A 12,300-nucleotide genomic window follows, 5' to 3' on the forward strand; every position below is an offset into this window, starting at 1 on the left:
AGCTCGGCACGCAACCGCACCGTCAAGCGCGACCGCGCCGGCGCCGCCAAGACCTGCTCGGTGAACGACCCACGCGAACACCGCGGGTCCGTGCACCGCCACCGCTGCTTGTGCCAGACCAGGCGCACCCGGTGCGGCCCGTACGGAACATCGCGCGGCCGGGTCGTGACCCGGCCCTTGGCCGAGGTCGAGAACTCCCCGCACGACGGACACGCCGACGCCCCCAGATCCGCGGTCACCACATGGACCACGCGACCACCGTGGCGGTCCGTGGCGACCTCTCGGACCGCCAACCCCTGCAGATCCAACAGCCGCGACACAGCTGAGATGACGCTCTCGGGAACTACCTGAACATGCGTACGCTGAACCAAGCCCGTGACCTCGATTTGTGACCATGATCTGCCTCGTAACAGCCATGATCACCGAGGTCACGGGCCTACTACGTCAACGACGCACGACCCCGCCTGCCCGGTTAACTTCGAAGAGCCGTCAAACGACACCCGACCATCCCTTCGATGTTCGGACACAAGACAGCGCCACCCAAGTCGCTGGCGCGACCACCGCTTGACGACCGTTATGCGGTTGGTTTTGGGTCGCTGATCAGGCGTCAGTGGGGCGCGCGCTGGCGGCTCTCCACGTTCGTGCGCGGGTGAGGATGTCGAGCACGACGTCGGTCTTCGCGTCGGCGTAGTCGTTCATGTCGTTCCATTGGTTCTGCGCGAGGTGACGCTTGACGTTCGCGTACAGAATGCGGTCGTCGCTGCTGACGCGGAGCCAGTCCCGCAGGTCCAGGTAGTCGCGCTCTTCCGCCCGGCCCGTGGCGTAGACGTGCAGGTGCGTGTCGCGCTGCGGGGTCCGGAACATGCGATGGTCCGGCTCGCGGACGCGGAGCTCGAAGCCCGCCGCTTCTAGCGGCGGGACGAACGCGGCCTCGTCCTGGACGTCGTCCACGATCAGGAGCATGTCGATGAGGGGTTTCGCGGCCAGGCCCGGCACCGAGGTCGACCCGATGTGCTCAAGGCAACGCACCCGTGGTCCCAGGGCTCGCCTGACCCGGTCGGCGAGGGCCTCGAACCGGGCGGGCCACGCGTCGTCGTAGTCGACCACCACGATGCTCGCGGGCTCCCGGCCACCGATCAACACGGCATCGAGGTACGTGTCGCGATCGTCATCCACGACCCCATCCTCCTCCTGCCGCAAGCCGCGCCCTGGCTCGTGCCGATAGGGCGCACCCCGGCATACGGCGCGGACCCAGATCGACCTGACCACCCGCTCCACCCAGCACTTCACGAGCTATGGACTGTCTGGCCGACATCGCTTCGCACCCACGGTGTGGTGCGCCTTCTGCCGACTGTGCCGGCTGATCCAGGGGCGCACGAGTTGAGGCCGTGACGATCAGGCGTCGATGGCCCGGAGCCTCTGGTCGACGCCGGCCGGGCCGTAGGGGTAGTCGCCGACGACGGGGTTGCTGACCTCGTCGAGGCGGGCGATCTCGGCGGCGGCGAGCACGATCTCGGCGGCGCCGAGGTTGTCGGTGAGCTGGGCGGTTGTGCGCGCGCCGAGGATGACCGACGTCATGGCGGGCCGCGCGGCGAGCCAGGCGAGGGCCACCTGGGCATGATTGAGGCCGCGTTCCGCGGCGACCTGCCCGACCGTGTCGATGATCGACCAGGTCCGGTCCTGCTTGTTGCGGGGCTCCCAGGCCTCCATTCCTCGGGCCGGGTCCTCGCCGAGCCGAGTGGCGCCGACCGGGTCGGTGTCCCGGCGGTACTTGCCGGTGAGCCATCCGCCGGCGAGCGGTGACCACGGCAGCAGGCCGAGCCCGGCGTCGAGGGCGGCCGGTACGATCTCGGACTCGATCTCCCGGGCGAGCAGGCTGTACTGCGGCTGCAGGGTCACCGGCGGGGTGAAGCCGTGCGCGCGGGCGACGTGCACGGCTTTGGTGAGCTGCCAGCCGAGGAAGTTGGAGAACCCGTAGTAGGCGATCTTGCCGCTTCGCACGGCGTCGTCCAGGAAGCGCAGCGTCTCCTCCAGCGGGGTCACGGCGTCCCACGCGTGGAGCTGGTACAGGTCGATCTGGTCCACGCCGAGCCGGCGAAGCGAGGCGTCGAGCGCGCGGTTCAGGTGACGGCGGGAGGTGCCGACGTCGTTGGGTCCTGATCCCATCGGGAAGCGTCCCTTGGTGGCGATCACCATCTGCTCTCGTTCGGTGGGGTGGGCCGCGAGCCAGCGGCCGATGAATTCCTCCGAGATGCCGGTGCTGTACACGTCGGCGGTGTCGATGAGATTGCCGCCTGCCGCGACATACGTGTCGAGCAAGGCGTGCGACGTCACTTCGTCGGCCTCTGCGCCGAAGGTCATCGTGCCCAGCGCGAACGTCGAGACGATCGTGCCGGTACTGCCCAGGGTGGTGTATCGCATGGCAAGCCTTTCGTCGGTGGTTTGAGGCGGTGCTCAGCCGCGCGTGATTCTCAGGGTGACGATCTGGAACGTGCGTAGTTGCAGTGTGGCCTGCGAACGGGCGTCGACCGCGGCTCGCCTGCGCCGACCCGCGGCGCAGCGGTCACGCGTGCGGGGCTCGACAAGCGTCCTGCTGCTCAGGGCACGAGGTGCCCGGCTGCCCGGAACAGCTCGTACCACTCCGCCCGGGTGAGCGGCAGGTCCGAGCCCTGTGCGGCTCCAGCGACACGGTCCGGGGTGGTGGTGCCCAGGACCACCTGCATGTGGGCGGGGTGCCGGGTGATCCACGCCGTGGCGATCGCGATCGGGGGGACGTCGTACTTCCCGGCGAGCCGGTCGATGACGGCATTGAGCTCGGGGTGGTCCGGGGAGTCGAGGAAGGTCCCGGTGAAGAACCCTGCCTGGAAGGGCGACCACGCCTGAATGGTGATGTCGTGCAGGCGGCAGTAGTCGAGCACTCCTAGCCCACGGTCGAGGGACTGGTCGAGTCCGGCCATGTTCATCGCGGTCCCCGGGGCCACGATCGGCGCGTGGGTGATCGAGAGCTGGACCTGGTTGGCGACGATCGGCTGCCGCACCCACCGGCGCAACAGCTCGATCTGCGCGGGGGTGTGGTTGGACACCCCGAATGCGCGGACCTTGCCCGCCTCGGCCAGGTCGTCGAACGCCCGCGCGACCTCCTCCGGTTCGACCAGCGCGTCAGGGCGGTGCAGCAGCAGGATGTCCAGGTAGTCGGTGCCCAACGCGCGCAGTGACCCCTCCACCGAGGCCATGATGCGCTCGTAGGAGAAGTCGAAGTAGGGCCCGTTCGCGTCGTCGTCGGTCGGCACGATCCCGCACTTGGTCTGGATGGTGGTTGCCTCGCGCTCGGACGGCGACAGGGCCATCGCCTCGGCGAAGCGGCGTTCGCACTCGTGCATCGCTCCCCCGTAGACGTCCGCGTGGTCCACGAAGTCGATACCGGCATCCCGCGCGGTCCGGACTAGCTCGCGGATCTGGTCGTCGGACTTCTCCGCGATCCTCATCAGGCCTAGCACGACGTTGGGTACGACGATCTCGGTTCCGGGAAGCGTAAAGGTCTTCACGGTCGTCCTCTCTCGGGGTCTGGATGGGCGGTCGGGGCGACCAGTTGTGCGCTGCGACGGGTGACGTTCATCTCGCGCCGATCATCAGACGACGCAGCAGGGCCACAGGCGGCTCGGGCCGTCTGTCCGCGCCCACCAGGCCCCTGGTGGCGATCACTAACTCTTCACGCTCCGTGGGGTGGGCCACGAGCCAGCGACCGATGCACTCCTCCGAGACCCCCGCGCTGTAGACGTCCGCTGTGTCGATGAAGTTGCCGCCAGCCTCGACGTAGGTGTCCAGGAGGGCGTGCGACGCCGGCTCGTCGGCCTCGGCGCCGAAGGTCATCGTTTCCAGCGCGAAGGTCGAGACGATCGTGCCGCTGTTGCCGAGGGGGCGGTGCTGCATGGGGAACCTCTCGTTGTGTTGCGCAGACGCGCGATTCTGGCAGGTGGTAGGGAGTTCAGGACGTTCAGGACGTTTCCCGGAAAGCAGCGCGCGTCGCTCGCAGGGTGACAACCTGGAAGGGGCGCAGGGCCAGGCGGACCTCGTCGCCCGTGACGTCCGCGGCCGCGAGGGTCCGCTCCAGCAGGTCCGTCTCGACGACCTTGCCGTGCGCGAAGCCCAGCCCGAGCGTGGTTGTCGCCCGAGCGCCCCACGCCTCGTAGAGCCGCACGACGACGTCCCCGCTGCGGTCCTCCGCGAGTTTGACCGACTCGACGACCACCTGGTCCGACCCCACCGCGACCAGCGGCGCGATGGCTCGGTCGCCCGTGACCGTCCGCACCGGCAGGTTGAGTGCGTACCCCTGCCGCACGGCCTCGGCAACGTCCGCGCCGAACGTGACGGCGCATCGGAACACGTGCGCGCCCTGGTCGGCGTCGGGGTCCGGGAACAGCGGCGCGCGCAGCAGCGAGAGCCGCACGCGGGACCCGGAGCGGTCCCCGACACGGAACCGCGTGATGTCGTGCCCGTAGGTGCCGTCGTTGGCCACCGACACCCCGAACCCGGGCTCGCCCACGTGCACCCAGCGGTGCGCGACGGTTTCGAACCGTGCCGTGTCCCAGGACGTGTTGGCGTGGGTCGCGCGGGTGACATGCCCGAACTGGATCTCCGATCGGGCCTCGGCGGTGTGCACGTCCACCGGGAACGCGAGCTTGAGCAGCTTCTGCTTCTCGTGCCAGTCCACGGCGGTCTCGACGTGCAGGGTCGGGTCTTCGCCATCGGCCAGGTACAGCACCTGCTCGACACGGCTGCCGGAGAACGTGCGGACGATGCGCAGGGCGGCACGTCCGGGGACCTGCTCGACGACGTCCGCCATCGTCAGGTCGACGACGCTGCGGCGGTAGTGCTCGTCGATGTCCCAGGCCTCCCACGTGTTGGGGATGTCCCGGTGCAGCTGGAGAAGGTTGCCCACCTCGCCGGTGGGCAGCACCTCGCGGCCCGTCGGCAGGTGGACGGCGGAGACGACGAGGCCGCGGGCGTCGACGAGCACGCGGGCAGCGCCGTTCTCCAGGACCCAGCCGCCGTCCTTGGCGATGAGGCGCGCCGGTACGGTCGTTGGGACCGGGCCGGCCGCGAGCGCGGGCAGGCCACCGCGCGCGAATGGCGAGGCGTTCACCGCTAGCGACTGGTCCCCCGACCCGGCCAGTGTGCCGAGCGCGTCGGTGACGATCCCCTCGAGCTCGGCGGCCACCTCGGCGTAGCGCCGCTCCGCCTCGCGGTGCACCCAGGCGATCGAGGTGCCCGGGAGGATGTCGTGGAACTGCTGCAGCAGCACCGTGCGCCAGATTTGCTCGAGCTTGTCGTAGGGGTAGGCCGCGCCCTCCCGCACCGAAGCGGTGGTGGCCCACAACTCGGCCTCCCGCAGCAGGTGCTCGCTGCGGCGGTTGCCCTGCTTGGTGCGTGACTGGGTGGTGTAGGTGCCGCGGTGGTATTCGAGGTAGAGCTCGCCGACCCAGGTGGGCGGGTCGGCGTACTCGTCGCGGGCGGCGGCGAAGAACGCTTCCGGGTCGGACAGCACCACGCGCGGCGACCCCTCGAGGTCCGCGGCGCGGTGCGCGGCCGAGACCATCTCGCGGGTGGGTCCCCCGCCACCGTCGCCGTACCCGAACGGGACCAGCGAGGTGTTGGCCCGGCCCTTCTCGGCGAACTGGTCGGAGGCCCGCGCGAGCTCGGCCGCCGACAGGTTGGAGTTGTAGGTGTCGACGGGCGGGAAGTGGGTGAACACCCGGCTGCCGTCGATCCCTTCCCACCAGAAGGTGTGGTGCGGGATGCGGTTGGTGTCGTTCCAGGACAGCTTCTGTGTGAGGAAGTTCTCGCAGCCGGCCAGGCGCGCCACCTGCGGGAACGCGCCGGTGTACCCGAAGGAGTCGGGAAGCCAGACGTTGGTGGGCTCCACGCCCAGCTGCTCGATGAAGAACCGCTTGCCCTGGACGAACTGCCGCACCAGCGCCTCGGCGCCGACCATGTTGGTGTCCGACTCCACCCACATGCCGCCCACGGGGACGAACCGGCCCTCCTTGACCCGGGTGCGCAGCCGCTCGAAGAGCTCGGGGTAGCGGTCCTGGATCCAGGCGTACTGCTGCGCCGACGAGCACGCGAACGTGACGTCGTCGTCCGCGTCCATGAGGGCCAGCACGTTGGCGACGGTGCGTGCCACCTTGCGCTGCGTCTCCCGCACGGGCCACAGCCACGCGGAGTCGATGTGCGCGTGACCCACGGCGTGCAGCACGTGCGCGCTGGGCGTCGCCTTCGCCGCCAGGGTGGCTGCTAGCGCGTCCCGTCCGGCCGCGGCGGTCCCGCTGACGTCGTCCGGGTCGACGACATCGCACATCCGCTCTAGCGCCCGCAGCACCTGGGCACGCCGGGGCGAACTGACGGGCAGGACGCCCACCAGCCCGCGCAGCGTCTCGGTGTCCTGGACTAGCTCGTAGACGCACTCGTCGAGCAGCGCCACGTCCATGGCCCGCAGCACGTACAGCGGGTCCGTCCCGGAGGTCTCCTTGGCCCCCAGCCGAGTGGGCCGCGTCCAGGCGTTGCCCGGCACGTCCGGGTTGCCGGCGGCCTCGACGTACAGGTCCACCGGGCCGGAGGTCTGCGGCAGCGGGACGGCGTTGTTCCTGGGCGCAATGCCTTTGAGCAGAATGCCGTCGGGGCTCCAGGCGGCGCCCTCGGCCTGGAAGCCTGGCTGCTGGTCGAGGAAGCCGAGGTCGACGACGAGCTCGGCGCGCGTCCCCTCCGATGGCCAGCCCTCCGGCACGGAACCTGTGACGTGGAACCAGACTGTCGACCACGGCGCACCCCAGGGCGTGCCGACCGGGTGGGGCGTGTAGGTCGCGGCGCGGGCCTGCTCGAACGGGACGGGCTCGTCCGGCACGCACCAGGCCTCGACCGTCAGCGGGTGGCGGGCGCGGTAGGTGGCCGGGCGGATCCACTCAGCGAGGTACCGGTCGATCCGGGCGAGTGTAAGCACGTCGGAGTTATGCATTGGTGCGGGTGTCCTTTCGGGAGTGTGCGCAGGCGGTGGCGCCGTCAGCCTTTGACGGCGCCGGCCATGGCGAAGGAGTTCCCCGTCAGGCGCTGGACCAGCAGGTAGAGCGTTAGCACCGGGGCCGAGTACAGGAGGGAGAAAGCCGCGAGCTTGCCGTAGGCGACCGTGCCGTAGTTGCCGAAGAACCCGTAGATGGCCACTGCGGCCGGCTGGTTCTCCGGGCTGAAGAGCAGCACGAACGGGACGAAGAAGTTCCCCCACGCCTGCGTGAAGACGAAGATGAAGACCACGCCGAGGCCCGGCCGCATGAGCGGCAAGACGATCGTCCACAGCGCACGCATCGCGCTGGCCCCGTCGATCCACGCGGCCTCCTCGAGGGAGATCGGGATGGAGTCCATGAAGTTCTTGGTCATCCAGATGGCCATGGGTAGCGAGGTGGCGGACAGGAACAGGACGGTCCCTGTTAGGGAGTCCAGCATCCTCAGCGACACGAACAGTGCGTAGACCGGGACCATCATCGCGGTAATGGGCAGGCAGGTGCCGAAGAGGATCCCGTACATGAAGGGCTTCTTGAACCGCTGGTGGTAGCGCGAGAGCGGGTACGCCGCCAGCACCGAGCAGACCCCGGTGAGGACCGCTGTGCCCATCGAGAGCACCGCCGAGTTCCACAGCGGCCGGAACGTCTGGTCGATGTTCAAGATCTCGGTGAAGTTGCTCAGCGTGAACGTGTCCGGGGTCCCGATGGATACCGTGGCCGCCGGGTCGAACGCCGCCAGCAGGATCCAGCCCAGCGGGACGAGGAACACCAAGCCGATCGCCGCTAGCGCGAGGTTCGCAGCGACCTTCGCGTTCCGGGCCCGCGGCGAGGCGAGCGCCACGGTCCGGACGGGTCCGGGTCCGCTGGGGGCAGCCGGCACGGCTATGGGGACGGTCGTGGTCATCAGTCGACCTCCGGCTTCAGGACGCGGATGTAGATGATGGCGAACAGCCCGCCGATCACGAGAGTGACGGTGGCGATTGCCGTGCCGTAGCCGACCTGGGCGAACTTGAACGCCTGCTGGTAGGCCAGCACGGGAAGGGTCGCGCTCGAGGTGCCCGGGCCGCCGCCGGTCATGACCCAGATGAGCGTGAAGACGCCGAGGGTCTGCAGGGTGATGAGCATGAGGTTGGTCGAGATGGCCCGGCGGATCATCGGCAACGTGATGCGGAAGAACCGCTGCGGGCCGGATGCGCCGTCGATCTCCGCGGCCTCCGTGATCTCCGGCGGCACCTCGGCCAGCGCCGCGGAGTAGACCATCATCGAGAACGCCGTGCCGCGCCACACGTTGGCCAGTGTCACGGCGAGTATCGGCAGCACGATGAGCCAGCTCGTGCCCTCCAGCCCCAGCCAGCCGAGCGCGATGTTCAGTGTGCCGGTACCGGAGAAGAACGCGTAGAGCGCGAAAGCGGCAACGATCTCCGGCAGCACCCAGGCGACGACGACGATTGTGCTGACTACCGACCGGACGGGGCGGCTCGCCGCCTGCAGCAGCAGCGCCAGCGCCATGCCCAGGACGTTCTGGCCGATCAGCGCGGAGCCGACGACGAACACCAGCGTGAGCACCAGCGAGGACCAGAAGACCGGGCTGGAGAACAGGTCGGTGTAGTTCTCGAGCCCGACGAACTGCGGGTTCGCCGCCGCCGGGCCGGTGAGGCTGCGATCGGTCAGTGACCCGTAGAGCGAGTAGAGGATCGGGCCGAGCAGGAAGACGGCGAGCAGGGCGACCGCGGGCAGGAGCGGGACCGAGCGCAGTACGCTCTGCACCGCTCGCCGGGGCCCGGAGGTGCGCTCCGGGCCCCGGCCGTGCTGCCTCCTGTCGAGGAGGATGGCCATGACGTCAGCTGCTCGCCTGGACGCCGTCGTCGCCGACGATCTGCGTGAGGGCGTCGTCGTAAGTCTTCGCTGCCTGCTCCGGGGTTGCCTGACCCGTGATCACGGACTCGGTGGCCACCTGAATGTTGGACGAGATCTGCGAGTAGTCGGGCGTGGCCGGGCGGAAGTGCGTCACGTCCACGAGCGAGGAGAAGAACTCGAAGGAAGGGTTGAAGGCCAGGTAGGCGGGATCGGTGGCGACGTCCTTGCGTACCGCGATCTGGCTGGCCTCGGTGTCGTACTTGAAGGTGTTCTCCTTGTTCAAGGTCTGTGCGATGAAGTCGAAGGCCTTCGCGGGGTCGTCGGCGTTCGCGCCGACGCTGAGCAGCCAGCCGCCGGACATCGAGGTCGCGCCCGGGTCCTGACCGTCCTGGGTCGGCATCTTGGCCATGCCCATGACGTCCTCCCACTCGGGCCACGGGACGCCGCCGGTCATCCAGCCGCCCGGCACCCAGGAGCCGTTGACGGCGATGGCCAGCTTGCCCTGGGGCAGCAGCTCGTCGGAGACGCGGTTGGGCAGGTTCGGGTCAAGAGCGTCCTGCAGGTCCGGGCCAAGCCCCTCCTTCGCGATGGTGTCGTAGACGCCCAGGGAGTCGACGAAGCCCTGCGAGCCGGTGATCCACTTGGCCGCGTCTGCGTCGTAGAGCGTGTCGTCCGTGCCGTACATCAGCATCTCGAAGCCCTGCATCGAGGCGGCCTCACCCTGCGCCTTCGACCCGAAGATGTTCAGCGGGATGACATCGGGCACCGCCTCCTTCACGGCACGGGCCGCGTCCAGCACGTCCTCCCACGTCGTCGGCTGCCAGTCGGTGGGCAGACCCGCCTGCTCGAAGATCTGCTTGTTGAAGTAGATGCCGCGGGTGTCTGTGCCCATCGAGACGCCGTAGGTCTTGCCGTCGTCGCCCAGCCCGGCCTCCTTGGCACCGTCGTAGAACTGGTCCCAGTCCGCCCAGTCGGCCAGGTAATCGTCGATCGGGGCCAGGAAGCCGGCGGCGGCGTCGGCACGCACCTGGAAGGTGTCCTCGTAGATGACATCCGGCGCAGTCTCCGGCGAGCCGTTCATGAGGGCGAGCTTGGTGAAGTAGCCGTCCTCCTGGGCGTTGATCGGCGTGAGCTCGATCGTCGTGCCCGGGTTGGCCGCCTCGAACTCGGCCTTCGACTTCTGCATCAGGGCATCCTGCTGCGTGGAGGAGTCGGTCTTCTGGTAGGCGACGGTGATGGTGCTGTCTCCGGCGGCATCGGGCGAGCCGCTGTCGGAGTCACCGGACCCGCACGCCGTGAGCCCGAGGGCCACGGCCACAACGGTGACGAGAACTAGTGGACGCTTGGTACGCATGTTGCTCCTTTGCGACATGTGGCTGCCCATTGCTCCAACGGGCCAAGGTTTACTCTATCGATTCGAGTAAATAAGGCAAGACCCCGATCGGAACTGTTACCGTTTCGTGATGAACGTCAGCCGTGGGCGAGGCTCGCGGCCTTGGGTGTGAACGCCTCGTCGAGCACGAGGCTCGCGGCCTTGGGCGTGAACGCCTCGTCGAGCACGAGGCTCGCGGCGCCGACCGCCCCGACCCACGAGCCGACCGCGGACCCATCGAACCCGACCGCGTGGAGCTCGCGCATGGTCGCGCGGGTGGCGAACTCCGCGGCGGCGGCCGCGTCGAGGTAGGGGGCCAGCCGCTCGGCGTTGGCCCCGCCGATGACCACTCTGTCGGCGTCCAGCAGGTTGGCGACGATCATGATGCCCCTGGCGACACGGCGGGCCGCCCGCCGCAGGATCTCGACGGCGGCCTCGTCGCCCGCCACCGCTGCCGCGGCTAGCGCCGCCATCCCGCAGTCCAACTCCCGCGGCGTCGCGCGCGCCGTGCCCGGCGGCAGCACCCCTGCGTCTACGGCGCGCCCGACGAGGTACTCCAGGGAAATACTGACCCCGAGGCAGCCCCGGTCGCCGCACGCGCACTGCGGGCCGTCGGCGTCGACGATGATGTGCCCCACCTCGCCGGCGTTCTGGGAGCTGCCCGTCAGCACCTCGCCGCGGTGGGCCAAGGCGAAGCCGATGCCGAAGCCGAGGTAGGCGAATAGCGCGGTGCCCTCGAGGTCGTGATGGCGTTGCCAGAGCTCGGCCGCCAAGGCCGCCGTGACGTCCTTCTCCACCTGGGTCGGCAGGCCGGTCGCCGCCGTCACCAGGTCCAGCAGCGGCACCGAGCCCCAGCCCTCGAGCCACGGCGGGTGCACCACCCGACCCCCGTCGGCGTCCAGCGGTCCGGGGACGGCGACGCCGAGCCCGATGACGTCAGCCAGCGCCAGGCCGTTACGCTCCCGCATGCGCGCGACTTCGACGGCGAGCGCAGCCACCACCGCCTCCGGGCCCGCGGGGGTGTCCATCACGGACTGGTCGACCGTCCGGCCCGACAGGTCGACAAGGGCGAAGGTGAGGGCCACGGGATCGATGTGGCAGCCCAGCGCGTACCCGCTCTCGGCGCGCAGGAGCAGCATGGTGCGCGGCTTGCCCCGGCCGCGGATCAGCCGGTCGCCCTCGACGACGAATCCGCGCTCCAGCAGCCGGCGCACCGCATTGGAGATGGTCTGGGCGGACAGCCCCGTGGCCACCGCGAGCTCGACCCGGCTCACCCCGGTGCGGGCGCGCCGGATCCGGTCGAGGACCACGAGCTGGTTGTAGTCGGCCATCCGGGGCAGGTTGGTGCCCCGCCGCCCCGCGGCACCCCCGCAGCCGAGCCGCCGCGCCGGTGCCGGACCCTGGCTGATCAGGCCACCACGCGTTCGGTGCGGCGCTTCTCGACCCGATTCTTCAGCACCAGGACCGGCGGGAACATAGCGGCCGGCCAGACCGCGAGCGAGGCGAGCACCCAGGCGGAGACACCGTCGATGCTCAGGCCGCCGACGAGCGAGACGACGACCTGGGCCAGCAGGTTCTGCGCCGCGGCGAACGCGACCAGGGCGACCATGAACCCGCTCGTATGCAGGTGGAACCCGTCCAGCAGGAGGGCGGCCACCACTAGCCCGACGGCCGCCGAGCCCAGCAAGCTCACCGTGCGGAGCCGGAAGCGGATCATGGCCTAGATGCTAGCGGGAGTTTTCCGGGTACTCCCCGCGGTGAGGGGTAGACGTGCAGTTCAGCGAATGTGTGGGGAGCATGGCAGCCGCGGACGCCCAGCACGCCGACACCCTCGTACGCCACGTCATCGAAGCCTGAACCGACGCCTAGCCCCCGCTCACGGACTTGGTGATACAACAAGCCTTGGGAATACCCGACCGGTGTGCAACTACTTCGGGATTGATGGCTCTTCACAATCGAGGGTGTAGTTGGGGTCGGAAGCCGCCGGATTCCAGCAGTGCTCGGGCGACGTAGTTTGTG

Annotated in this window: 10 protein-coding genes and 1 pseudogene; all 11 read right to left on the bottom strand. The window is 69.4% G+C overall.

Annotated elements, in window-relative coordinates:
- Window positions 1–251: transposase family protein (locus EUA98_RS19940; RefSeq protein ID WP_165372910.1), on the bottom strand; the 251-nt coding region annotated here is incomplete at its 3' end.
- A gap of 349 nt (window positions 252–600) precedes the next feature.
- Entirely contained in the window at window positions 601–1,176 is a 576-nt protein-coding gene (locus EUA98_RS18490; RefSeq protein WP_207219157.1) for a GrpB family protein, read from the bottom strand.
- Between the two features lie 219 nt (window positions 1,177–1,395).
- Entirely contained in the window at window positions 1,396–2,421 is a 1,026-nt protein-coding gene (locus EUA98_RS18495) for an aldo/keto reductase (RefSeq protein WP_130104165.1), read from the bottom strand.
- Window positions 2,422–2,597: 176 nt separating this feature from the next.
- Entirely contained in the window at window positions 2,598–3,545 is a 948-nt protein-coding gene (locus EUA98_RS18500) for an aldo/keto reductase (RefSeq protein ID WP_130104166.1), read from the bottom strand.
- 139 nt (window positions 3,546–3,684) lie between these two features.
- Window positions 3,685–3,930, bottom strand: a pseudogene (locus EUA98_RS18505) (aldo/keto reductase); the annotation flags it as partial.
- A gap of 64 nt (window positions 3,931–3,994) precedes the next feature.
- Window positions 3,995–7,012 (bottom strand): alpha-mannosidase, encoded by a 3,018-nt coding sequence (locus tag EUA98_RS18510; protein ID WP_130104168.1) that lies wholly within the window; start codon window positions 7,010–7,012, stop codon window positions 3,995–3,997.
- A 44-nt stretch (window positions 7,013–7,056) separates the two neighbouring features.
- Window positions 7,057–7,956 (bottom strand): carbohydrate ABC transporter permease, encoded by a 900-nt coding sequence (locus EUA98_RS18515; protein WP_130104169.1) that lies wholly within the window; start codon window positions 7,954–7,956, stop codon window positions 7,057–7,059.
- Entirely contained in the window at window positions 7,956–8,888 is a 933-nt protein-coding gene (locus tag EUA98_RS18520) for a carbohydrate ABC transporter permease (RefSeq protein WP_130104170.1), read from the bottom strand. Before EUA98_RS18520 ends, EUA98_RS18515 begins: the two co-directional genes overlap by 1 nt.
- 4 nt (window positions 8,889–8,892) lie before the next feature.
- Window positions 8,893–10,263, bottom strand: a complete 1,371-nt coding sequence (locus EUA98_RS18525; RefSeq protein ID WP_130104171.1) for an extracellular solute-binding protein — start codon at window positions 10,261–10,263, stop codon at window positions 8,893–8,895.
- A gap of 116 nt (window positions 10,264–10,379) precedes the next feature.
- Window positions 10,380–11,612 carry an ROK family transcriptional regulator gene (locus EUA98_RS18530; RefSeq protein WP_130104172.1) on the bottom strand — a complete coding sequence of 411 codons (1,233 nt, stop codon included), beginning with the start codon at window positions 11,610–11,612 and terminating at the stop codon, window positions 10,380–10,382.
- Between the two features lie 77 nt (window positions 11,613–11,689).
- Window positions 11,690–11,998 carry a hypothetical protein gene (locus EUA98_RS18535; RefSeq protein WP_130104173.1) on the bottom strand — a complete coding sequence of 103 codons (309 nt, stop codon included), beginning with the start codon at window positions 11,996–11,998 and terminating at the stop codon, window positions 11,690–11,692.
- Between the last annotated feature and the right edge of the window lie 302 nt (window positions 11,999–12,300).

Source organism: Pengzhenrongella frigida (genome assembly GCF_004168625.1).
Taxonomy (GTDB): Bacteria; Actinomycetota; Actinomycetes; order Actinomycetales; family Cellulomonadaceae; genus Pengzhenrongella; species Pengzhenrongella frigida.